Origin of the sequence: Streptomyces cinereoruber (assembly GCF_009299385.1) — a bacterium.
GTDB classification, from domain to species: Bacteria; Actinomycetota; Actinomycetes; order Streptomycetales; family Streptomycetaceae; genus Streptomyces; species Streptomyces bikiniensis.
Genome location: NZ_CP023693.1, coordinates 1239802 through 1261471 on the forward strand (window position 1 = coordinate 1239802; position 21670 = coordinate 1261471).

Here is a 21670-nt window from a genome sequence, read left to right on the forward strand (position 1 = left end):
CTCCCCCGACTCCCCCGTTTCTTCCTCTTCCTCTTCCTCTTCCTCTCCCTCCCCCGTTCCGACCCGTGCCCGCCGTCCCGAGTGGGCCGGTCGCAACTACCTCCTGCTGACCGCCGCCACGGTCGTGACCAACCTCGGCACGCACGGCGCCCTGATCGCCACCACCTGGGCGGTCTTCGACTCCGGCGGCGACGCGGGCGACGTGGGGCTCGTGGCGATGGCGCGCTTCCTGCCGCTCGTCCTCTTCCTGCTCGTCGGCGGCGCCGTCGCCGACCGGCTGCCCCGGCACCGGGTGATGGTCGCCGCCAACGCCCTCAACTGCGTGTCGCAGGCCGCCTTCGCCGCCCTCGTCCTCTCCGGCGAGGCCCGCATCTGGCAGATGATGGTGCTCACCGCGCTCTGCGGCACCGGCCAGGCCTTCTTCAACCCGGCGGCCGAGGGCATGCTCCTGGCCACCGTCAGCGGGGAGCAGGCGAGCAAGGCGTTCGCCGTCTTCCGGATGGCGATGCACGGCGCCTCCATCGGCGGTGCCGCACTCGGCGGGGCGCTCGTCGCCTTCGTCGGGCCCGGCTGGGTCCTCGTGATCGACGCCGTCGCCTTCGCCGTCGCGGGCGGACTGCGGGCCTTCCTCGACGTGAAGGGCGTCCCCGAGCGCGCCCCCGGCGGAGGGCTCTTCTCCGACCTGAAGGAGGGCTGGCAGGAGTTCGTCGGCCGCCCCTGGCTGTGGTCGATCGTCGCCCAGTTCTCCGTGGTGGTGGGCCTGATCGGGGCGGTCGAGGCGGTGTACGGTCCGCTGGTCGCCCGGGAGGAGCTGGGCGGCGCGCGCCCCTGGGGCTTCGCGCTCGCCGCGTACGGGGTGGGGACGGTCGCGGGCGCCGTCCTGATGACCCGGTGGAAGCCGCGCCGGATGCTGTTCGTCGGGACGCTGTGCGTCTTCCCGATCGCGCTGCCCTCGGCGGCGCTCGCGGTGCCGCTGCCCGCGATCGGCCTGACGGCCGCGATGTTCGTGAGCGGGGTGGCGATCGAGGTCTTCGGCGTCTCGTGGATGACGGCGATGCACCAGGAGATCCCCGAGGAGAAGCTGTCCCGGGTCTCCGCCTACGACTGGTTCGGCTCGACGGCCCTGCTGCCGCTGACCACGGCACTCGCGGGCCCGGCGGAGGGGGCGTTCGGCCGGAGCGGGGCGCTGTGGGGCGCGGCGGCGCTGATGGTGGTCGTCACGGCGCTCGTCCTGCTGGTGCCGGACGTGCGGAACCTGACCCGGCGCCCGCACGCGCCGGCCGAGCCCACCGGGAAGGAACTCCCGGCCCTCCCGAGCCCCCGCTCAGCCGATGCCGAAAGCCCCGTCCGGGGGAACGGGTGACGGTACGGCCCCGGCGTCCCCGACCGGCTCCGCGTCGCCGGTGAACCGGGCGAGCGCGTCCCCGTGCTCCACGCGCGCGGGGAACGCGTCCGCCGCGGCCCGGCGCGCGAGGCGGGCGGTGTCGAGCGGGCGGTCGGAGGCGACCAGGACGGCGTTCCCGAAGCGGCGGCCGCGCAGGACGCCCGGTTCGGCGACGAGCGCGAGCTCGGGGAGGACGGCGGCGAAGGTGGCGAGCTGGGAGCGGAGGAAGGCGAAGGGGGCGCCGTCGGCCAGGTTGGCGGCGTAGACGCCGCCGGGCCGCAGGACCCGCCGGACCTCGCGCGCGTACTCGACGGAGGTGAGGTGGGCGGGGACGCGCGAGCCGCCGAAGACGTCGCCGACGATCAGGTCGGCCGAGGCGGCGGGGGCCGCCTCCAGCCAGCGCCGGGCGTCCGCGCCGTGCACGGCGATCCCCGACCCCTCCGGCAGCGGCAGGTGCTCCGCGACCAGGGCGAGCAGACCGCGGTCCGCCTCCACGACGTCCTGGCGCGAGCCGGGCCGGGTGACGGCGACGTACCGGGGCAGGGAGAGCGCCCCGCCGCCCAGGTGCAGGACGTCCAGCGGTTCGCCCTCGCCGGCCGCGCCGTCGACGACGTGGGCGAGCCGGCGCGCGTACTCGAACTCCAGGTGTGCCGGGTCGTCCAGGTCCACGTACGACTGGGGCGCGCCGTCGACCGTCAGGAGCCAGGCCCGCTCCCGGTCCACGTCGGGCAGGAGGCGCGCGGTGCCCTGGTCGACCTCGCGGACGACGGGGATGTGCTCGTTCACGGTCCCATTGTGACGGGGCGGGGCGGGGTGGTGCGGGACGGGGCCGGGCGCCCGCCGATCGCGGGGGTCAGCCGTTCCAGACGGCGGTGACGGCCTCCGCGTGGCGGGCGGCCTGGGCGCGACCGGCACGGGCCGCGGCGGCCCGGTGGGCCGGGTCGAGCGCGTTGCGCCCGAAGGCCGCGCGGGAGTCGGCGTCGGGGGTGATCACCTCGACGCGGGCCCCCGCGGCGGCGAGGTCGGCGCCCTGCCGCTCCGGCGCGGGGATCACCTTGCTCCCGCACCCGTCGGGGGCGACGACCAGGACCCGCGCGTACCCGGCGGCGAGGTGGGCGTTGGCCGTGGAGTGGATGCCGCCGTCGATCAGCCGGCGCCCGCCGACGGTGGCCGGGGGCCAGAGGCCGGGGACGGCGCAGCTCGCGGTGACGGCGTCGGCCAGCGGGACGCCCGCGTCCGCGTCGTACGCGACGAGCTCGCCGGTGGCGGCGTCGACGGCGGTGACGAGCAGCGGGCGGCCGGGCCAGTCCGTGGCCGGTCCGAGCCGCCGGACGACGGTCTCGCGGCGGACCGCCTCGTCCACCGTGCGGGCCCCGAGGGCGAGCCGGCCGATCCTGCGTCCGTACTCCTCCGGGGTGCGGGACCGCAGGACGGCGACGGCGTACCGGAGGAGCGTGGGGACCCCGAGCCGTGCGGCGGGTTCCGTGTCCTCGCCGCCGAGCTCCCGCTCGTACAGCGCGTCGAGCCCGACCGCGCCGAGCCTCGCCCCGACGACCGCGCCGGCGGAGCTGCCGACGACGAGGTCCGCCCCGGTCACGTCGAGTCCGGCGTCGAGGAGGCCCCGCAGCACTCCGGTCTCCCAGGCGGCCCCGGCCATGCCGCCCGCGCCCAGTACCAGTGCCGCCCGCTTCTCCGTCTGCTGCGTCATGTCCCCATTCTGGCGCGATGGTTGGGCGCTTCCGCGGGCGGGGTGGGGACCTTGGGGCCCTCGCCGGACGCTCCCCCGGGTGCGGGTTCGGGCGTCATGAGGGGGCTCCCGGTCGCGGCGGCTCCGGAATCCGGTCCGGTCGGACATGACGCACATTACGGCGCCCCTACACCCGCGTCCGTTACTCTCCCCGAATGCTCGCCCCCGTCCCCCGGCCGCCGGGCTCCCTCGCCGTCCGCTGCTCCCGGGCCCTCCTCGCTCCCCGCGCGCGGCTCTCGCTGCTCGTCCTGCTGCTGCTCACGGCGGCCGCCCTCGTGGTGCTCTACGAGCCCCAGCGCCTGCTGGCCTCGGGCTGGCCGCCGCGGACGAGCGGCGCGGGCGCGGTGCTGCTGTTCGCCCTGGCGTACGGGGTGTGCACGGCGGCCTTCGTGCCGCGCCCGGTCCTGAACCTGGCGGCGGGCGCGCTCTTCGGCTCGGCCGCCGGTCTGACGGGGGCGGTCGCGGGGACGGTCCTCGGCGCCGGGATCTCGTTCACCCTCGGCCGGTACCTGGGGCAGGACGCGCTGCGGCCGCTGCTGCGGGGCCGTCTGCTGACGGCGGCGGACGGACAGTTGAGCCGGCACGGGTTCCGTTCGATGCTGGCGATCCGGCTGTTCCCCGGGGTGCCGTTCGCGGCGGCCAACTACTGCGCGGCGGTCTCCCGGATGAAGTACGCGCCGTTCCTCCTGGCGACGGGGATCGGCACGGTCCCGAACACGGCGGCGTACGTGGTGGCGGGCGCCCAGGCCGGTTCGCCGGGTTCGCCGGCCTTCCTCTTCTCCGCGGGCTTCATCGTCCTGTCGGGGCTGGGCGCCGCGGTGGTGGCCTGGCGCAAGCGGCACGGCCTGCGGTCCCCCGCCGCCGCTCCCGTCCCCGTTCCCGCGCGGGGCGACACGCCGGAACCGGAACTGGTGGCAGGCGCCCGCTGAGGTTTACCGGAGGCCTCCCGGGAGATACGGCGGGCGCTACCTCGCGTACATGCTCCGTCAGGGGATTCTTCACCCGGGGGCGGTACGCTGCGCACGACCTTCTGACCACACACGTACATAACGGGACGGCCCTGGCCCCATGAGTTGGTTCGAATCGTTCATCCTGGGACTCGTCCAGGGGCTGACGGAGTTCCTCCCCATCTCCTCCAGCGCGCACCTGCGCCTCACGGCGGCGTTCGCCGGCTGGCACGACCCGGGTGCGGCGTTCACCGCGATCACCCAGATCGGCACGGAGACCGCGGTCCTGATCTACTTCCGCAAGGACATCGCCCGGATCGTCTCGGCCTGGTTCCGCTCCCTCACCGACAAGTCGATGCGCGCGGACCACGACGCCCAGATGGGCTGGCTGGTGATCATCGGCTCGATCCCGATCGGTGTCCTCGGCGTGACGCTCAAGGACCAGATCGAGGGCCCGTTCCGGGACCTGCGGCTCATCGCCACCACCCTGATCGTCATGGGCGTCGTGCTGGGCGTCGCGGACCGGCTGGCCGCCCGGGACGAGATCGGCGGCCGCCACCGGGCGATCCGCGAGCGCAAGACGCTCAAGGACCTCGGCGTGCGGGACGGCCTGATCTACGGCGTCTGTCAGGCGATGGCCCTGATCCCCGGCGTCTCCCGCTCGGGCGCGACGATCTCCGGCGGCCTGCTCATGGGCTACACCCGCGAGGCGGCGGCCCGCTACTCCTTCCTCCTCGCGATCCCGGCGGTCCTCGCCTCGGGCGCGTACGAACTGAAGGACGCGGGCGAGGGGCACGTCTCCTGGGGCCCGACGATCTTCGCGACGGTCGTCGCCTTCGTGGTCGGATATGCCGTCATCGCCTGGTTCATGAAGTTCATCACCACGAAGTCCTTCATGCCCTTCGTGATCTACCGGATCCTGCTCGGCATCCTGCTGTTCGTCCTGGTGGGAGCCGGTGTGTTGAGCCCGCACGCGGGCGAATCCGGCGGGTAGCGGGTCCCGCGTCCAGCTGTCCGCCGGCCGCGGCGTGGCCCCGGGTCCACGCCGCGGCCGCGCCGTGGGAGACCGGCGGCGGCGCCGGGGCCACGGGCGGCTCAGGGCCGGTGGGGCTCCCGGGCGATCTCCTCGATGCCGCCCAGGGTGCCCCACTCGTTCCTGCCGAGCCGGGACAGCGGGCGCATCAATGTCATCTCGGGGTGGCCGTCCACGAGGACCGACTCGTCGACGGCCGCGTGGACGACCCGGCCGAAGACCACCGTCGAGTCGCCGATCCGCAGGGTGCTGTGCAGCTCGCACTCGAGCGCCACGGGCGACCGGGCCACTCGCGGCGGCCTCACCCGCAGGCTCGGCTCCCGCTCGATCCCGCACGCGTCGAACTCGCTCACCCCGCGCGGGAAGTCCGTCGCGGTCGCGTTGATCCGCTCGAAGAGGGCCTCGGGGGCGAGGTTCACCACGAACTCCCCCGTCTCCTCCACGTTCCGCAGCGTGTCCTTGCGTCCGACCGAGGTGAACTGCACGACCGGCGGCGTGACCGCGGAGATCGTGAAGAACGAGTGCGGGGCGAGGTTGTCCGTCCCGTCGGCCGACCTCGTGGACACCCAGGCGATCGGCCTGGGCACCACGGTGGCGGTGAGCAGCCGGTAGAAGGAGGTGCTGTCGGCCGATTCGGGGTCCACGTGCACGCGCATGCCGGACAGTATGACCGGAGACCCGGCGACGCCCGCGCGCGGGGACGGGCGTCAGGACGCCTGGGCCAGGGACTCCCGTACGACGCGCTCGCACAGTTCGTGGGTCAGCAGGGCGTCGCGGGCGCTGAGCACCCGGCCCTCGCGCACCGCGTCGAGGAAGGCGAGGACCGCCTGCTCGATGCCGCGCTGCCGGGCCACGGGCACCCAGTCGCCGCGGCGGCGGACGGTCGGCTGGCCCTTGTGGTCGATGACGTCGGAGAGGTTGAGGACCTGGCGCTTGGTGTCCTGGCCCGAGACCTCCAGGACCTCCTCGGTCGAGCCGTTCATCCGGTTCATCATGCCGATGGCGGTGAATCCGTCGCCGGAGAGCTGGAGCACCACGTGGTGCATGAGCCCGTCGCGGATCCGGGACCGCACGTCGATGTGCTCGACTTCGCCGGGCAGGAGGAAGCGGAGGGTGTCGACGACGTGGATGAAGTCGTCCAGGACCAGCGTGCGGGGGTCCTCGGGCAGGCCGATCCGGTTCTTCTGGAGGAGGATCAGGTCGCGCGGGTGCTCCAGGCACTGGGCGTAGCTCGGGGCGAGGCGCCGGTTGAAGCCGACGGCGAGGGAGACCGAGCGCTTCTCGGCGAGCTCCACGATCCGCTCGGAGTCGGCGTACTCGTACGCGAGGGGCTTGTCGACGTACGTGGGGACGCCCGCTTCGAGGAGCCGCTCGGCGATCTCGGCGTGCGCGGCGGTCGAGGCGTGCACGAAGGCCGCGTCGAGTCCGGCGGAGAGCAGCCCGTCGAGGGTGGTGTGGCGCTGCCCGGCGGGCAGGCGGAGGGTGTCGGCGACCCGCTCCAGGGTGGCGGGGGTGCGGGTCTGCAGGTGCAGTTCGACCCCGGGCAGGGTGGCGAGGACGGGAAGGTAGGCCTTCTGCGCGATGTCGCCGAGTCCGATGCAGCCAACCTTCACGGGGTCTCCCTTGTCGTCGTCGCCGGCCCCGCTCGTACGGGCCGTTCGCGCCGGTCAGCTTACGCGGGACGGGTCGCCGGGCGGCCGCCAGTCGGCGATGCCGTCGAAGCCCTTCAGCAGGAGCCCGGGGCCGAGGCGGGAGGCCGCGCCGACGAGGACCGAGCGCAGGGCGACGGCCGGGGGCGCGGAGAGCATCGTGAGCGCCCCGGTGCGGGCGGCCTTGCGGACGATGGCGGTGGTGCGGGGCAGCCGGTCCGCGGTGTACGCGGCGAGGGCGCGGCTCGGCGTGAACCCGCCGTCGGCGCCCGCGTGGTGGGCGAGGACGACGGCGTCCTCGACGGCCTGGTTCCCGCCCTGGCCGAGGGAGGGCATCATCGCGTGCGCGGCGTCCCCGAGGAGGGCCACCCTGCCCCGGTGGTAGGCGGGCAGCGGGGTGATCAGGTGGTGCACGTCGTGCCGCAGGACCCGGTCGGGGTCGACGGCGGCGAGGATCTCGGGCACCGGGTGGTGCCAGTCCCCGAAGAGGCGCAGGAGTTCGGCCTTCTCGTCGTCGGGCGCGCGGGCGCCCTCGGGGGCGGTGGCCATGGCGTACGCGTAGACCCGGCCGTCCTTGAGCGGCTGGGTGCCCCACAGCCGTCCGGCGCCCCAGGTCTCGTGCGGTGCGAAGGGGCGTCCGGGGGCGGGGACGACGACCCGCCAGGTGGTGCGGCCGGAGTAGCGGGGGCCGGGATGGTCGGGGAAGAGCGCGCGCCGGGTAGCGGAGTGGATGCCGTCGGCGGCGAGGACGAGGTCGGCCTCCCGCTCCGTCTCCGCCCCCTGGGCCACGGCCGTGACGCGGGCCGGGCGGCGGTCGTCCCCCGGGTCGGCCACCGTGGCGGCCGTGCCGGTCCTGACGGTCCCGTCCGGGAGGGCGGAGGTGAGGATCTCCACGAGGGTGGCACGGTGGAGGAGGACGAGGGGGCCGCCGAAGCGGGCGGCGGCGGCCGCCGCGTCGGTACGGACGAGCCAGCGGCCGGCGGGGGTCCGCATGCCGCCGTCCCCCTGCCAGGCGGAGAGGGCGCGGACCCGGTCGCCGAGGCCGACGACGTCCAGGGCCCGCTGGGCGTTGGGCGCGAGGGCGATGCCGGCGCCGACGGGGGCGAGGTCGGCGGACCGCTCCAGGACGGTGACCCGCCAGCCCCGCCGGTGCAGCGCGACGGCGGCGGTGAGCCCTCCGATGCCGGCTCCGACGACGACGGCCCGACGCGTGTTGGTGCGGCGGGTGTCGGCACGGCCTGCGTCGGAGTGGTGGGTGTCGGAGCGGTCGGCGCCAGTGCGGCCTGCGTCGGCGCTGTGCGCGTCGGAGCGATCGATGTCGGTACGGCCCGCTTCGGCGCGGCGGGTGTCGGCGCGGCGCGCGTCGGAGTCGTTCGCGTCGGCGCGGTGCTGTTCCATGGCTGCTCCCTCGGGACGGGCGACCGCCGGACCCGCGAACTACAGGTGTAGTGAGCCCGGCCCTCCGACCGTACTACAGGTGTAGTACGCCGTGCAGGGGCCGGTAGTAGGTTGTCCTCCATGACCGCAGTGCCGGACCCCTCCGCCCCGCGTGCCGACCGGATCGGCGACGCCGCCCTCGACCTGCTCGTCGAGCGGGGGATGCGGGGCCTGACCCACCGTGCCGTGGACGAGCGGGCCGGACTGCCGCAGGGATCGACGTCCAACCACGCCCGCACCCGCCAGGCCCTCCTGGAGGCGGCCGTGCGGCGCCAGGTCGAGCTGGAGTCCCGGGTCCTCACCCCGCACGAGATGCCCGGCCCGGACGGCGGCGGGGACGCGCTCGTGGACGCGCTGGCCCTCGCCCTCCACCGCTATCTCACCGACCACCGCCCCCTGCTCGTCTCCCGCTACGAACTGGCCCTGGAGGCCACCCGCCGCCCCGAGCTGAGGAGCTTCTTCGACCGGGCGGGCGCGGTGTTCCACGGGCCGCTGACCGCGATGATGGCGGCGGCCGGCTCGACCGCCCCCGAACGGCACGCCCTGTCCCTGATCGCCTGGTCCGAGGGGCTGATGTTCTCCTGCGCGGCGGGCTCCTTCCACTCGGCCGTGCCGGACCTCGCGGAACTGCGCACCGGGATCGACGAGTTGCTGCGCGGCATGCTCGGGGACCGGCCCCGGTCCGCGCGGACGTGAATTCGCTGGCGTCGCCCCCGGCCGTGGGGAACGATGCCCGGCATGACCACCGAACAGACCGACACCACCCCGCGCGTCTCTCCGTCCACCACCTCGGGCGAGCGCGAAGCGCTGGAGCAGTGGCTCGACTTCCACCGCGCGACCCTCGCGAGGAAGTGCGAGGGGCTCGACGACGCCCAGCTGCGCACCCCCTCCGCCCCGCCGTCCGACCTCAACCTGCTGGGTCTCGTCCGGCACATGGCCGAGGTCGAGCGCGGCTGGTTCCGCCACACCCTGGCCGGCGAGAAGGCCCCCTGGATCTACTCGACGAAGGAGGACCCCGACCGGGACATCCACACCGTGGAGGGGGACACCTACGAGGAGGCCCACGCCACCTGGCAGGCCGAGATCGCCCACGCCCGCACCCTGGCGGCGACCCGCGACCTGGACGACCTGGGCGCCGGGGAGCACCCCAAGGGGAAGAAGTTCAACCTGCGCTGGATCTACCTCCACATGATCGAGGAGTACGCCCGCCACAACGGCCACGCGGACCTGCTCCGGGAGCGGATCGACGGCGCGACCGGCGACTGAGCCCCCGGGCCCCGGCGGGTCGCGGCCGAGCGGGTCAAGGCCGGGCACGCCCCGGCTCACCCGTGCGGGGCATTCCCCGCCGGTAGGGGCGCGAAGATCGCCGCCGGAGCAGCAGAGTGGCGCGGGTGCATGGAACCCGAACCACAGCGAAGATCCTGTTAGGGGCGGCGATGGCCGCCCTGAGCGGCTGCGTCTCGGTGGACGCGCCTCCGGCGGCGCCCGCTCCCGCTCCGGCGGCGGAGTCCGTACGCCCCGGGAAGGAGGCCGCGCCGCAGCTCGTCGACGGCCCGGCCCGTGAGGCCCTCGAAGCGGCGCTCCCCGCTCCCCCGGCGTCCGCCGCGCCCCGCGCGACCCCCGCGGCCGAGCAGCGGCGGCGGGCGGCGGCTCCGCCGCTTCCGGAGGCGCCGCGCCCCGGCGCCGTACCGCCCCCGCGCGCGCATCCGCGTCCCTCGGCCCGGCCGGACCCGTCCGGGCCGGCGGGGACGGCCCGCCCGTCCGCGTCGGCCCGCCCGCTCCTGCCGGCGGCTCCGCCGGCGCGGCCGCCGCTCTCCCGTTCCGACGTCTGCGCGCTCGGCGAGCGGTACGGGGCCCTGGACCCCGGCGGCGACCGGTCGGGGTTCTGCCCCGGCCCGTACGGCCGGTGAGCCGGGGGTACGGGCCCGAGGGGACCGCCCACGGGCGGCCGGCGGCCGTCACTCCGCCCGCAGCCGCAGCTCCAGGCGCTCGATCGCGGCCCGTACCCCGTTCCCGTAGCCGTCGTCGTCCAGGTGGTCCGCCGCCGCGCGGGCCCGGTCCAGATGGGCGCGCGCGGCGTCGGGCCGGTGGAGCTTGACGTAGTCGGCGGCCAGGTTGAGGTGGAGCGAGGGGTACAGCGCCCGGACCGCGGCCGACGCGTCGTGCGCGGCGAGCCGCTCGTCCGTGAGGTCCTCGGCCGCGCTCAGCGCCCGCAGGTCCCAGGCCAGCTCGGTGTCGGGGTCGTCCTGGGTGTCCGCCATGTAGTGGGCGAGGGTGCAGCGGTGCAGGGGGTCCCCGTCCGGGCCGATCTGCTGCCAGAGGAGCCCGAAGCGGTTGCGGGCCTCCTCGCGGTCGCCTCCGTGGAGCAGCATCAGGGCCTGCCCGATCCTGGTCATGACCCCGTCGTCCGACACCTGCTGCTGCTCGGTCACCGCGACCTCCACAAGATCACCACTGGGAGGGCCGACGCTAGCCGCCGCCGGCCCGGATCGGTCCGAGGCTCAGCCGAGGTCCGGGATGCGCCAGTCGATCGGCTCGTGGCCCTGGGCCGCCACGGCCTCGTTGATCTGGGTGAAGGGGTGCGAGCCGAAGAACTTCTTCGCCGACAGGGGCGAGGGGTGGGCGCCCTTCACCACCACGTGCCGCTCCTCGTCGATGAGCGGCAGCTTCTTTTGCGCGTAGTTGCCCCACAGGACGAAGACGGCCGGGTCGGGGCGCGAGGCGACCGCGGTGATCACCGCGTCGGTGAACTTCTCCCAGCCCTTGCCCTTGTGCGAGTTCGCCTCGCCGGAGCGGACGGTCAGCACGGCGTTGAGCAGGAGGACGCCCTGCTCGGCCCACGGCATCAGGTAGCCGTTGTCCGGGATCGGCAGGCCGAGCTCGGCGTTCATCTCCTTGTAGATGTTCCGCAGGGAGGGCGGGGTCTTCACGCCGGGGCGGACCGAGAAGCAGAGGCCGTGGCCCTGGCCCTCGCCGTGGTAGGGGTCCTGGCCGAGGATCAGGACCTTCACCTTGTCGTACGGGGTGGCGTCGAGGGCGGCGAACACCTCGTCCTTCGGGGGGAAGACCGGTCCCTTGGCGCGCTCCTCCTCGACGAACTCGGTGAGCTGCTCGAAGTACGGCTTCTGCAGCTCCTCGCCGAGAACACCCCGCCAGGACTCGGGCAGCATGCTGGTGTCGGTCACGGTCAACAACCTCCGGTGGACGTTCCTGTCTACGCCCCAGAACCTACCGGGGGCCACTGACAGTGGCCCCCGCAGGTCTTCACCGGTCGTCGCTCCCGCCGGCGCTTCCCGGCCGGCGTCCGCCTACCAGCTGGCGCGGCGGTGCAGCTCCCACAGCTGCATGACCGTCTGCGGGTCGAGGGCGCGCTCGCCGCCGCCGATGTCCTCGCGGGCCGCGATGTAGAGCTTGCCCTGCCACAGGGGCAGCAGCCGGACGTCCTGGACCATGATCTCCTGGGCCGCCACGAACTCGTCCGTGACGGTCCCGCGGTCGCTCTGGCGGCGGGACTTGGGGAGGAGCACGTCGGTGATCTGGGGGCTCAGGTAGGGCGTGCCGAGGACGTTCTCCTTGCCGACGAAGGGCGCGACGAAGTTGTCCGGGTCCGGGAAGTCGGGGAACCAGCCGCGGCCGAAGACCGGGTACTCGCCCTTCTGGTAGGCCGCCTGGTACTCCACCCAGGGCTTGCCCTGCACGGTGACCTGGAAGAGTCCGGACTCCTCCAGCTGCCGCTTGAGCTCCTTGAACTCGGCGGCCGTCGAGGAGCCGTACCGGTCCGTGGTGTACCAGAAGGTCAGCTTGACGGGCTCGTCGATGCCGGCGTCGCGGAGGATCTCGGTGGCCTTCTCGACGCTGGGCATGCCGAAGCGGTCGAAGAACTTGGTGGTGTGGGCCGCGATGCCCTTGGGCACCATGGAGTACAGGGGTTCGGCGGTGCCCTGGTAGACCCGGCTGACCAGTTCGTCGCGGTCGACGAGCTGGGCGATGGCCTTGCGGACGGGGAGCTTGGCGACCGAGGGGTCCTGGGCGTTGAAGACGAGGTAGCGGATGTCGGTGCCGGTGGACTCGACGAGCTGGAGGTCCTGGTTCTCGGCCCTGTCGTCCTGGAGGGAGACGACCTCCTCGGCGGTGAGGCCGCGGTAGGTGGCGTCGATCTCCTTCTTCCGGAGGGCCGTGACCATCGCCTCGGACTCCTTGAAGTACTTGATGGTCACCCCCCCGTTCTTGAGGCCGGCGAAGCCCTTGTACGTGGAGTTCTTCGTCAGCTCGGCCGACTCGCCCTCGGTGTACGCGTCGAGGACGTACGGCCCCGAGCCGGCGATCTTGCCGTCCTGCGGGCGGAGCCGGTCGGCCGGGTACTCGGCCGGGTCCACGATGGACATGGCGGGGGTGGCGAGGATGAAGGGGAAGGTGGCGTCCGGCTTGTTCAGGCGGAAGACGATCGTGCGGTCGCCGACGGTCTCGATCTTGTCGAGGGAGCCGAGCATGCCGTTGGGGCCGCCCTTGTGGTCGATCGTGCGGATGCGCTCGATCGAGTACTGCACGGCCCTGGCGTCCAGCGTGTGCCCGTTGGAGAACCTGAGGCCGTCGATGAGCTTGCACTCGAAGACCCGGCTGGCGGTGTCCGTGAACTTGCAGTCGGCGGCGTCCGACTGCGGCGTCGTACTGCCCGTCGGGAAACTCACCAGGGTCTGGAAGACGTTCCGGAAGAGTTCCCAGGAGTTGTCCCAGGACGCGGCTGGATCAAGCGTGGAAGGAGAACTCGTCGTGCCGATCACGAGCCTCTGATCCCCGGTGGATTCACTGTCCGAAAAGACACCGCATCCGGTCACCAGGGATATGGACACAAGGGCTGCAGCCGCCTGCAGACTGGTCCGGTTGAACACGTGCACGCTCCTCGTTCAGCCATGGGTCGGCCGACGATACCGCAGCACCCCGTCAGGTCAATGTTCGAGCCTGACGGGGCACTTGAGGCATTCGAGGCAGAACCGGTGCCAATCCGGACACGAATTCCGGAAAGTGTCCGGTTATCGGTCACCCGACTCCGGCGTTCAGGAAAATGCCGCCGTCGACGACGAGCGTCTGACCGGTGATCCACTCCGACTGGGAGGAGGTGAGGAAGGCGGCCGCGCCGCCGATGTCCGCCGGCACGCCGAGCCGGCCGAGCGGATAGGAGGCGGCGGCCTCCGCCTCGCGGCCCTCGTAGAGCGCCTGCGCGAATTTCGTCTTGACAACGGCCGGGGCGATTGCATTCACCCGGACGACCGGTGCGAATTCATGCGCCAGCTGGAGGGTCAGATTGACCATCGCGGCCTTGCTCATTCCGTACGCCCCGATGAAGGGCGAGGCGGACACGCCGGCGATCGAGGCGATGTTCACGATCGCCCCGCCGTTCTGCTTCTGCCAGGCGTGCCAGGTCCGCTGCGCGAAGCCGAGCGCGGAGATCACATTGGTCTCGAAGACCTTGCGCGCCACATTGAGGTCCAGGTCCGCGATGGGGCCGAAGACCGGATTCGTACCGGCGTTGTTGATCAGGAAGTCCACCCGGCCGAAGCCGTCCATCGCCGCCTCGACGGCGGCGGCCTGGTGGGCCTCGTCGTGGGCCTTGCCGGGGACGCCGATCGCCCGGTCGGCGCCGAGCCGCTCCACGGCCTCCTTGAGCGCCTCCTCGCCGCGCCCGGTGATGACGACCCGGTCGCCGCGGGCGACCAGCGCCTCGGCGATGCCGTAGCCGATGCCCCGGCTCGCCCCGGTGACCAGGGCGACCCTGCCGGACGGCTCCGGCGGCTGCTGCGTGCTCATGCTCGTCTCCTCCTCGTTCGTGTCGCTGCCGGTCGTCAGTTGAGCGGGCCGCCGGCCACGTACATGACCTGGCCGGAGACGAATCCGGCGTCGTCGCCCGTGAAGAACGCGATCGCGTTGGCGACGTCCTCGGGGCGGCCGACCCGCTGCACCGGGATCATGGAGGCGGCGGCGGCCTGGAACTCCTCGAAGCCCATGCCGACGCGCTCGGCGGTCTGCGCGGTCATCTCGGTGACGATGAAGCCGGGGGCGACGGCGTTGGCGGTGATGCCGAACTTGCCGAGTTCCTTGGCGAGGGTCTTGGTGAAGCCCTGCAGACCGGCCTTGACGGCGGAGTAGTTGGCCTGGCCGCGGTTGCCGAGCGCCGAGGAGGAGGAGAGGGAGACGATCCGGCCGAAGCCCGCGTCCACCATGTGCTTCTGACAGGCCTTCGCCATCAGGAAGGCACCCTTGAGGTGCACGTTCATGACGAGGTCCCAGTCCGACTCGGACATCTTGAAGAGCAGGTTGTCACGGAGCACGCCCGCGTTGTTGACGAGGATCGTCGGCGCGCCGAGCTCGGCGGCGACGCGCGCGACGGCGGCCTCCACCTGGGCGCTGTCGGAGACGTCGCAGCCGACCGCGAGGGCGGTGCCGCCCGCGGCGGTGATCTTCTCGACGGTGTCCTTGCAGGCCGCCTCGTCGAGGTCGAGTACGGCGACGGCGCGGCCCTCGGCCGCGAGGCGGAGCGCGGTGGCCGCGCCGATGCCCCGTGCGGCACCCGTGACGACGGCTACGCGCTGCTCGGTGGTGGACATGCTTGGTTCTCCTCGCCCTTGGATCGTCCCTGGTGGCGGCCGGACCGGCGTCCGCTCCTGCGTCCCGCACATGAGCGACCGCTTAGTATCGTCCGCAGACGAGACGCTAGAAGCCCTGGCACCCGGTGTCAACGGCCCACCGGGTGCACCTGGTCACCCTCCGTCCGGGTGCGGGCGCTCAGCGCACGAGGAGATCGAGCAGGCGTTCCACCTCGGCCTCGGGATCGGCGGTGAGGCCGGTGTGCACGGGGCCCGGCTGCACGACCGTGGAGCGCGGCGCGATCAGCCAGCGGAAGCGGCGCCCCGCGTCGTCGCGCGCGGCCTGCCCGGCCGCGTCCCCGCCGAGGCAGACCCCCTCGACGGCGCGCAGGGCCGCCCGTACCCCGGTCACGTCGGCCGCCGGGTCGAGGGCCGTAAGTTTGGCCTCGTCCAGGTGGGTGCGGGCGGCCACGAAGGAGCGGGCACGGCAGTAGACGACCACGCCCGCGTTGAAGCACTCGCCGCGCTCGACCCGCGGCACCACGCGCAGCAGCGCGTACTCGAAGACGTCGCGGTCGCTCACGGGGTGCCGTCCTTCTCGATGGCCCCGTCGGCGGGCCGGCCGGTGAGGTGCGGGCGGGGGGCGAGGCGCTCGGCGAGCCAGCCGGGCGGCTGCTGGGGGCGGTTCTCGGTGCGCGGCCCGAGCGTGATCCGCTCGTGGATGGTGGCGGCGCGGGGCAGCAGCGCCTCGACGTAGGCGGCGCGCACCTCGTCGGTGCTCGTGAAGCCGGGCTCGTCGACGAGCCATTCGTCGGGCACGTCGGCGGCGACCCCTTCGAGGAGTTCGCGGGTGACCAGCGGGGCCAGCTCGGCGGCCGCGGCGGCGATGTCGGGGCCGAAGGGGGCGAGCGCGTGGTCGGAGGCGTCGTACGGCTTGGCGGCGGACGTCTGCGCGCCCGGCCAGTTGTGGTGCCAGATCATGGTGGCGCCGTGGTCGATCAGCCACAGGTCGCCGTGCCAGACGAGCATGTTCGGGTTCCGCCAGGACCGGTCGACGTTGTTGATCACCGCGTCGAACCAGACGACCCTTCCCGCCTCGGCCGGGTCCACCTCGTACGCCAGCGGGTCGAAGCCCAGCGAACCCGGCAGGAAGTCCATGCCCAGGTTGAGCCCGCCGCTCGCCTTGAGCAGCTCCTGCACCTCCTGGTCGGGTTCGGAGAGCCCGATGACGGGGTCGAGCCGGATGGCGACGAGCTCGGGCACCCGCAGCCCGAGGCGGCGGGCGAGCTGCCCGCAGATCACCTCGGCGACCAGGGTCTTGCGGCCCTGCCCCGCGCCGGTGAACTTCATGACGTACGTGCCGAGGTCGTCGGCCTCGACGATCCCGGGGAGCGAGCCGCCTTCACGCAGGGGCGTGACATAGCGGGTCGCTACGACCTCTTCCAACACTTTCCCAGGCCACCCATCTCTTCAGGCTTGCACTTCACGGACGGCTTCTTCCCGGTTCTCCCCGGCGCAGAGGCGGGAATCACCGGTCGGCCGCGCCGGGGAGAATCCGGGGAGTCCCGGCCGGCGGGCCCGTCTCCCCGCTCCCCGGGCAGGCCGTCGAGGGTGCCGCGTCCCTTGCCGCCGGCTTCCGGCCTCCGGCCTCCGGCAGGAAGTGAGCATAGTAACCGAGGGTGATCGTCGGCGCGGAGTGGTCGAGCCGCCGAGCCGGGGGCACGGCGGGCGGCGGGGCGGGGCGGGGCCGGAGGCTGTGCCGGGAGCGCGGGCGGCCCGTGCGGCTCATCCCGGGACGGCGATCGCGGTGAGCAGGAGGCCCCGCTCGGCGAGCCAGCGTCCTTCGAGGCGGTCGGGCGAGGCGGCCGGCCTCGGGGCGGGGAACAGGATGCGGGCCGTGAAGCCGCCGCCGAGACGGCCGCCCCCGTCGCCCGCACCGGTCTCCACGGTGAAGGTGAGGGCCGCGTCCTCGAAGCCCAGGCGCCGACCGGTCCAGGGGTACCAGGTCTTGTACACGGCCTCCTTGGCGCTGAACAGCAGCCGGTCCCAGCGGACTTCGGGCTCCGCCCGCGCCAGCTCGCGCAGATGCCGCCGCTCGCCGGGCAGCGCGATGGTCCCGAGGACGCCGTCACGCACGGGCCCGTTCGGTTCGGCGTCGATGCCGAGGGCGGCGACGGCCGACGAGCGGGCGGCGACCGCCGCGCGGAAGCCCGTGCAGTGGGTGATGCTGCCGAGGACGCCCTCGGGCCAGGCCGGAGCGCCGTGCGGGCCGGGGAGCAGCGGCGCCGCGGGCGCGCCCAGGCCCGCCAGGGCCCGCCGGGCGCACCAGCGGGCAGTGGTGAACTCACGGCGCCGGGTGTCCACGGCCCTCGCGATCAGCGCGGCCTCCTCCGGATGGAGGTCGCCGGGCTCGGCGACGTCCTCGAAGGCGTCCACGGCGACGACGCCCTCCGGCACCAGTCGCTCGATCACCCGCCCTCCCCGGACTCCACAGGCGCGGACTCCTCGGGCAGGATCCGGCGGAGGCCGACCTCCGGGTGGCGGGGCCGGCTCCACTCGCGCGGGTAGCCGACCGACACCTCCTCGAAGCGCACCCCGTCGTACCAGGTGGTCCGGGGGATGTGCAGATGCCCGTAGACGACCGCGCGGGCCCGGAAGCGGAGGTGCCAGTCCGCCGTCCGTTCCGTGCCGCACCACTGCGCGAAGTCCGGGTGGCGCAGGATCCTCGTGGGTTCGCGGACGAGCGGGTAGTGGTTGACGAGCACCGTGGACAGCTCCGGGTCGCAGGCGGCGAGACGCTTCTCGGTCAGCGCGACACGGGCCTCGCACCAGGCCTCGCGGCTCGCGTACGGGTCGGGGTGGAGGAAGAACTCGTCGGTGCAGAGGATGCCGTTCTCCTCGGCACGGGCGAGGGACTCCTCCTTGGTGGTGACGCCGGGCACGCGGAACGAGTAGTCGTACAGCACGAAGAGCGGCGCCACCGTGACCGGGCCTCCCGCCCCCCGCCACACGGGGTACGGGTCCTCGGGCGTCAGGACGCCGAGGCGGCGGCACAGCTCGACCAGGTACTCGTACCGCTCCTGGCCGCGGAGCTGGACCGGGTCGTCCTTCGGGGTCCACAGCTCGTGGTTGCCGGGCGCCCACACCACCCGCGCGAAGCGCTCGCTCAGCAGGGACAGGGCCCACTCGACGTCCTCGGACATCTCGCCGACGTCGCCGGCGACGAGCAACCAGTCCTCGTCCGTCGTGGGCCGCAGCGACTCGACGATCGCCCGGTTCTCCCGGTAGGCAACGTGCAGGTCGCTGATGGCCAGCAGGCGGCCCTTGCTCTCGGTCATCCCGTCTTTCCTGTCGTCGGGGTCGGTCACGAGGTGCCCATGAGGTGCTCATGAACGCCTCATGAGATCAGGAAGACCGCGTCCCGGCCCGTGGCGGCGGCAGGGTGCCGGGGCGTCGATGGGGGACGGGCGCTCCAGGACGACGGTACCCCGGAGGTCCGCGCCAACTGGCGGTGCTCGAACGGTGATTCGGGTCATGGGGGGAGGCCGGCACGTCCGCCGGGCGGCCGGCCGCCGATCGCGCCGTGGCGCGGAGCAAAATCTAGGCGGGCCCGCCAAACCACGGCTTAAGAGCGCCTAGGGCCTACCCGACCCTGATCCGCCGGACAGGCCCTAGGGGGTGCCTCGTCGATCGGGTCATGACCCGATCGACAAGACCCGGCCCCACGGACGCCGCTCCGTCCCCGCCCCGCGAGGCAAGATCCGCAAGGCTCGGCACAGGCGGCTGCAAGGGCGGCTTTAGAACGCTCGCCAAGCATGGCCGACGTCGCACCCGACGTACGGGAGAGCTGGGAATGGTCGAGAAGACGGACGACGACGACACGCTGCGGTCGCTGCACGAGCGGGGCCGGGTCGCCGCCGAGTATCCGAGGGTACGGGCGCTGGTCGGCGCCGCCGACGCCGCCGGGCGGCGCTGGGCGGGCAACCTGCTGGCCCGCATCGGCCCGGACGCCGTGCTCGCCGAGCATCCGGACACACCGGTGGTGTCGGTGGCCTTCACCGGGCACAGCACCGTGTCCGGCCTGGTCGCGCCGGTCACCGCCGAACTGGCCCGGCACGGACTGCTGCTGCGCCCCCACGTCTCCGACTTCGACGGCTACGTCTTCGACCTGTCGGACACCGGGAGCGAGCTGTACGCGGCGAAACCCGACGCCGTCGTGTGCCTCCTGGACGCCTCCGTCGTCTTCGACGAGGTCCCCCGGCCCTGGCGGCCCGACGACGTGGCCCGGGTCTTCGACGAGAAGCTGCGGCTGCTCGACGGGCTCGCCGGCGTGTTCGACGGCGCGGGCCGCGGCACGCTGGTCCTCAACACCCTTCCGCTGCCGCGCGAGTGGCCGGCGCAGCTGGTCGCGCTGCGCGACCGGGCGCGGCTCGGCGCGGTGTGGCGGGAGGCCAACGCGCGTCTGCTGCGCCTGATGGACGGGCACCCCTCGCTGACCGTCCTCGACCTCGACCCGCTGCTCGGCGCGGACCTGCCGCTGCGCGACGACCGGCTGGGCGTCTACACGCACACCGAGCTGTCGCCGCAGGCGCAGGCGGCGTACGCGGGCGAGCTGGCCGGCGTGTTCCGCGCGGCGACCGGGCGGTCGAAGAAGGTCCTGATCCTCGACCTGGACAACACGGTGTGGGGCGGCGTCCTCGGCGACGACGGGATCGAGGGCATCGAGGTGTCCGGCTCCTACCGCGGCGAGGCCTTCCGCAGGCTGCAGCACACGGCGCGGCAGATCGTCTCGCAGGGGGTGCTGCTCGCCGCGGTCAGCAAGAACGACCTGGAGCCGGTGCGCGAGGTGCTGGGCCGGCACCCGGACATGACGCTGCGCGAGGACGACTTCGTCCGCGTGGTCGCCAACTGGCGCCCCAAGCACGACAACCTGCGCGAGCTGGCCGCCGACCTGAACCTCGGCGTCGACAGCTTCGTGTTCGCCGACGACAGTCCGTACGAGTGCGGCCTCGTCACCCGTGAGCTGCCGGACGTCGCGGTGGTCGCGCTCGACGACGAGCCGGCGCTGCACGTCGAGAAGCTGCTGCGGGACGGCTGGTTCACCGTGCGGGACGTCACGGCCGACGACCTGAAGCGCCCCGAGCGGTACCGGGAGGAGCTGGACCGCAAGGACTTCCTGGACAGCTTCTCGTCACTCGACGCCTATCTGCGCGAGCTCGACGTCCAGGTGCGCTTCGCGGACGCCTCGCCCGACGAGGTGGCCCGCGTGTCCCAACTGACCTTGCGCACGAACCAGTTCAACCTGACCACCGAGCGGCTCCAGGAGGCCGAGGTCGCCGAGCGGGCGGCCGCGCCGGGCTCCCTCGTCCTCACCGTCCGCTCCGCCGACCGGTTCGGCGACAACGGCGTCGTCGGCGCCGTCCTCGCCCACCGCGACGGCGACGCCCTCGTCATCGACAACTTCCTGCTCAGCTGCCGGGTGTTCGCCCGGGGCATCGAGCAGGCCTGCCTCTCGGCACTGCTCGCCCACGCCCGTGAGCAGGGCCTGAGCGCGGCACGGGCCGGCTACCGGCCGTCGGCCAAGAACGGCAAGGTGCGGGACTTCTATCCCGCCAACGGCTTCGTGCCGGTCGACCCGGACGGCGCCCCCGACGGCTCGCCCGTCCTCTTCCGTCACGACCTGGCGGACATCACCGCGCCGCCGGAACACGTCCGGCTGACCCTGAGCCTCGGAGGGCTGCACCAGTGAAGAACCTCGGCGACTTCCTGCTCCTCGTGGAGAACGAGATCGGTCTGTCCCTCACGCCCGCGACCGTCGGCGCCGGATTCGACGAACTCCCCGGCTGGGACTCCCTCCATCTGCTGACGCTGCTCACCGCGATCGAGCGGGAGACCGGGCAGCGGGTGCCCATGGCGCAGGTCCTGGAGGCGTCCAGCCTCCACGACATCTTCGTGCTCACGGCGCCGGCACGGACGGCGGGGACGTGACCGGCGCCTCCGCCGGGGCCGGCGCGACCGTGCCGGACCGCCGGGGCCCGGCCCGCTCGCCGTACCTGCTGCCCCGGCAGCCGGACCCGACGCGGGCTCCGCTGCGGCTGTTCTGCTTCCACCACGCGGGCGGCACGGCCTCCTCCTTCTCCGGCTGGCAGGAGCGACTGGGCGGCGGCGTCGCCGTCGTGCCGGTGCAGCTGCCCGGCCGCGAGCACCGGGCCAAGGAGCCCAGGCTGCGCGAGTTCGCGCGGCTCGTCGACGAACTCGACGAGGCCCTCGGCCCGCTGCTCGACGCCCCCCACGCCTTCTACGGGCACAGCATGGGCGGCATCGTCGCCCACGAGCTGACCCGGCGGCGGGTCGAGCGCGGCCTCACCCCGCCCCGGCAGCTCCTCGTCGGGGCCTGCCCGCCGCCGCACCGGCCGCACCCGGCCGACGGCGTCCCCCCGGAGCATCGCTCCGACGAGGAGCTGACGGCGTGGATGGCCGGTCTCGGCGGGCTGCCCGACCTCGTACGGCGCTACCCGGACTGGCTCCGGCTCGCCGTCGCCGTGCTGCGCGACGACCTGAGCCTCGTGCACAGCCACGCCTCGGGGCCGGGCGGCGCCACGGCGCCCGACCCGCTGCCGGTCCCGGTCCGCGCGCTCGCCGGGTCCAGCGACCCGCTGGTGACACCGGGGCTCGCCGCCGAGTGGGCCCGCCACACGACGGCCGACTTCCGGGTGTTCACCCTGGCCGGCGGGCACTTCTTCCACCGCACGGCACCCGGCGTCGTGCTCCGGCTCGTCGCCTCGCTGCTCGCCGCCGAGCACAGCACCCGGTCCTGAGGGCTCCCCCCGGTCCCGAGGGCTCCGCCCGGCGCCCCTTCTTCCACCCCCTCCCCCCGGCTCGACCTGTAACC

Annotated in this window: 23 protein-coding genes; 9 read left to right on the top strand and 14 right to left on the bottom strand. The window is 73.6% G+C overall.

From position 1 onward, the window contains the following. The first annotated feature begins 103 nt into the window (after positions 1-103). Positions 104-1363 (top strand): MFS transporter, encoded by a 1260-nt coding sequence (locus CP977_RS05440; RefSeq protein ID WP_208421408.1) that lies wholly within the window; start codon positions 104-106, stop codon positions 1361-1363. Here the strand turns inward: CP977_RS05440 and CP977_RS05445 are convergent. Then, positions 1325-2170 (bottom strand): spermidine synthase, encoded by an 846-nt coding sequence (locus CP977_RS05445; RefSeq protein ID WP_062758098.1) that lies wholly within the window; start codon positions 2168-2170, stop codon positions 1325-1327. The genes CP977_RS05440 and CP977_RS05445 overlap by 39 nt on opposite strands. 67 nt (positions 2171-2237) lie before the next feature. Then, entirely contained in the window at positions 2238-3092 is an 855-nt protein-coding gene (locus tag CP977_RS05450; protein ID WP_152369713.1) for a patatin-like phospholipase family protein, read from the bottom strand. A gap of 194 nt (positions 3093-3286) precedes the next feature. Between CP977_RS05450 and CP977_RS05455 the strand changes: the two genes are divergently transcribed. Further along, on the top strand, positions 3287-4060 hold the full coding sequence (locus CP977_RS05455; RefSeq protein WP_062758102.1) for a TVP38/TMEM64 family protein: 774 nt from the start codon (positions 3287-3289) through the stop codon (positions 4058-4060). A gap of 139 nt (positions 4061-4199) precedes the next feature. Next, entirely contained in the window at positions 4200-5072 is an 873-nt protein-coding gene (locus CP977_RS05460) for an undecaprenyl-diphosphate phosphatase (RefSeq protein WP_062758104.1), read from the top strand. A 101-nt stretch (positions 5073-5173) separates the two neighbouring features. Here the strand turns inward: CP977_RS05460 and CP977_RS05465 are convergent, their stop codons facing one another. Genes CP977_RS05465 through CP977_RS05475 form a run of 3 tightly spaced genes read right to left on the bottom strand, consistent with a single transcriptional unit; the run spans position 5174 to position 8158 of the window. Next, the gene (locus CP977_RS05465) at positions 5174-5767 is read right to left on the bottom strand and encodes a flavin reductase family protein (RefSeq protein ID WP_062758106.1); all 594 of its coding nucleotides are present in this window, start codon (positions 5765-5767) and stop codon (positions 5174-5176) included. Between the two features lie 51 nt (positions 5768-5818). Continuing rightward, positions 5819-6724, bottom strand: coding sequence for a Gfo/Idh/MocA family protein (locus tag CP977_RS05470; protein WP_062758108.1), 906 nt, complete (start codon positions 6722-6724; stop codon positions 5819-5821). Positions 6725-6778: 54 nt separating this feature from the next. Next, a complete protein-coding gene (locus CP977_RS05475; RefSeq protein WP_079131414.1) occupies positions 6779-8158 on the bottom strand; it encodes an FAD-dependent monooxygenase in 1380 nt (459 codons plus the stop codon). A gap of 120 nt (positions 8159-8278) precedes the next feature. On the opposite strand from CP977_RS05475, the gene CP977_RS05480 reads away from it, so the two are divergent. The 3 genes from CP977_RS05480 to CP977_RS05490 all read left to right on the top strand — a co-directional run bounded on the left by CP977_RS05480 (position 8279) and on the right by CP977_RS05490 (position 10107). Next, positions 8279-8893 (top strand): TetR/AcrR family transcriptional regulator, encoded by a 615-nt coding sequence (locus tag CP977_RS05480; RefSeq protein WP_062758110.1) that lies wholly within the window; start codon positions 8279-8281, stop codon positions 8891-8893. 33 nt (positions 8894-8926) lie between these two features. Then, positions 8927-9463, top strand: coding sequence for a DinB family protein (locus CP977_RS05485; protein ID WP_062758112.1), 537 nt, complete (start codon positions 8927-8929; stop codon positions 9461-9463). Between the two features lie 170 nt (positions 9464-9633). Beyond that, complete coding sequence (locus CP977_RS05490) at positions 9634-10107, top strand: hypothetical protein (RefSeq protein WP_208421369.1); 474 nt, start codon at positions 9634-9636, stop codon at positions 10105-10107. 48 nt (positions 10108-10155) lie between these two features. Here CP977_RS05490 and CP977_RS05495 read toward each other — a convergent pair whose 3' ends face one another. From CP977_RS05495 to CP977_RS05535, 9 genes are all read right to left on the bottom strand, one after another. Continuing rightward, positions 10156-10629 (bottom strand): hypothetical protein, encoded by a 474-nt coding sequence (locus tag CP977_RS05495; RefSeq protein WP_062759270.1) that lies wholly within the window; start codon positions 10627-10629, stop codon positions 10156-10158. A 69-nt stretch (positions 10630-10698) separates the two neighbouring features. Then, the gene (gene ung / locus CP977_RS05500; protein WP_062759268.1) at positions 10699-11382 is read right to left on the bottom strand and encodes a uracil-DNA glycosylase; all 684 of its coding nucleotides are present in this window, start codon (positions 11380-11382) and stop codon (positions 10699-10701) included. 123 nt (positions 11383-11505) lie between these two features. After that, positions 11506-13086 carry an ABC transporter substrate-binding protein gene (locus tag CP977_RS05505; protein WP_062758116.1) on the bottom strand — a complete coding sequence of 527 codons (1581 nt, stop codon included), beginning with the start codon at positions 13084-13086 and terminating at the stop codon, positions 11506-11508. Between the two features lie 148 nt (positions 13087-13234). Beyond that, the gene (locus CP977_RS05510; RefSeq protein WP_062758119.1) at positions 13235-14002 is read right to left on the bottom strand and encodes an SDR family oxidoreductase; all 768 of its coding nucleotides are present in this window, start codon (positions 14000-14002) and stop codon (positions 13235-13237) included. A gap of 35 nt (positions 14003-14037) precedes the next feature. Then, positions 14038-14799: a 3-oxoacyl-ACP reductase FabG gene (fabG, locus tag CP977_RS05515; RefSeq protein WP_062758121.1), complete on the bottom strand. Its 762-nt coding sequence runs from the start codon at positions 14797-14799 to the stop codon at positions 14038-14040. A 178-nt stretch (positions 14800-14977) separates the two neighbouring features. Next, on the bottom strand, positions 14978-15361 hold the full coding sequence (locus CP977_RS05520; protein WP_109186583.1) for a DUF3037 domain-containing protein: 384 nt from the start codon (positions 15359-15361) through the stop codon (positions 14978-14980). Next, positions 15358-16227, bottom strand: coding sequence for a HipA family kinase (locus CP977_RS05525; RefSeq protein ID WP_183953350.1), 870 nt, complete (start codon positions 16225-16227; stop codon positions 15358-15360). Before CP977_RS05525 ends, CP977_RS05520 begins: the two co-directional genes overlap by 4 nt. 336 nt (positions 16228-16563) lie before the next feature. Beyond that, entirely contained in the window at positions 16564-17250 is a 687-nt protein-coding gene (locus CP977_RS05530) for a 4'-phosphopantetheinyl transferase family protein (protein ID WP_062758135.1), read from the bottom strand. Further along, complete coding sequence (locus CP977_RS05535; protein WP_152369714.1) at positions 17247-18116, bottom strand: metallophosphoesterase family protein; 870 nt, start codon at positions 18114-18116, stop codon at positions 17247-17249. The genes CP977_RS05530 and CP977_RS05535 overlap by 4 nt, the downstream gene beginning before the upstream one ends. A gap of 515 nt (positions 18117-18631) precedes the next feature. Between CP977_RS05535 and CP977_RS05540 the strand changes: the two genes are divergently transcribed. Genes CP977_RS05540 through CP977_RS05550 form a run of 3 tightly spaced genes read left to right on the top strand, consistent with a single transcriptional unit; the run spans position 18632 to position 21596 of the window. Beyond that, positions 18632-20527: an HAD-IIIC family phosphatase gene (locus CP977_RS05540; protein WP_152369715.1), complete on the top strand. Its 1896-nt coding sequence runs from the start codon at positions 18632-18634 to the stop codon at positions 20525-20527. Continuing rightward, positions 20524-20766: an acyl carrier protein gene (locus CP977_RS05545; protein WP_062758140.1), complete on the top strand. Its 243-nt coding sequence runs from the start codon at positions 20524-20526 to the stop codon at positions 20764-20766. Before CP977_RS05540 ends, CP977_RS05545 begins: the two co-directional genes overlap by 4 nt. Continuing rightward, a complete protein-coding gene (locus CP977_RS05550) occupies positions 20763-21596 on the top strand; it encodes a thioesterase II family protein (RefSeq protein WP_152369716.1) in 834 nt (277 codons plus the stop codon). The genes CP977_RS05545 and CP977_RS05550 overlap by 4 nt, the downstream gene beginning before the upstream one ends. Positions 21597-21670 lie beyond the last annotated feature (74 nt).

What these genes read in the sequence shown, in the direction of transcription:
- CP977_RS05475 (WP_079131414.1), bottom strand. Translation starts at nt 8,158, where the DNA reads ATGGAACAGCACCGCGCCGACGCGAACGACTCCGACGCGCGCCGCGCC.
- CP977_RS05490 (WP_208421369.1), top strand. Translation starts at nt 9,634, where the DNA reads ATGGCCGCCCTGAGCGGCTGCGTCTCGGTGGACGCGCCTCCGGCGGCG.
- CP977_RS05535 (WP_152369714.1), bottom strand. Translation starts at nt 18,116, where the DNA reads ATGACCGAGAGCAAGGGCCGCCTGCTGGCCATCAGCGACCTGCACGTT.
- CP977_RS05540 (WP_152369715.1), top strand. Translation starts at nt 18,632, where the DNA reads ATGGTCGAGAAGACGGACGACGACGACACGCTGCGGTCGCTGCACGAG.
- fabG (WP_062758121.1), bottom strand. Translation starts at nt 14,799, where the DNA reads ATGTCCACCACCGAGCAGCGCGTAGCCGTCGTCACGGGTGCCGCACGG.
- CP977_RS05510 (WP_062758119.1), bottom strand. Translation starts at nt 14,002, where the DNA reads ATGAGCACGCAGCAGCCGCCGGAGCCGTCCGGCAGGGTCGCCCTGGTC.
- CP977_RS05460 (WP_062758104.1), top strand. Translation starts at nt 4,200, where the DNA reads ATGAGTTGGTTCGAATCGTTCATCCTGGGACTCGTCCAGGGGCTGACG.
- CP977_RS05480 (WP_062758110.1), top strand. Translation starts at nt 8,279, where the DNA reads ATGACCGCAGTGCCGGACCCCTCCGCCCCGCGTGCCGACCGGATCGGC.
- CP977_RS05465 (WP_062758106.1), bottom strand. Translation starts at nt 5,767, where the DNA reads ATGCGCGTGCACGTGGACCCCGAATCGGCCGACAGCACCTCCTTCTAC.
- CP977_RS05455 (WP_062758102.1), top strand. Translation starts at nt 3,287, where the DNA reads ATGCTCGCCCCCGTCCCCCGGCCGCCGGGCTCCCTCGCCGTCCGCTGC.
- CP977_RS05450 (WP_152369713.1), bottom strand. Translation starts at nt 3,092, where the DNA reads ATGACGCAGCAGACGGAGAAGCGGGCGGCACTGGTACTGGGCGCGGGC.
- CP977_RS05485 (WP_062758112.1), top strand. Translation starts at nt 8,927, where the DNA reads ATGCCCGGCATGACCACCGAACAGACCGACACCACCCCGCGCGTCTCT.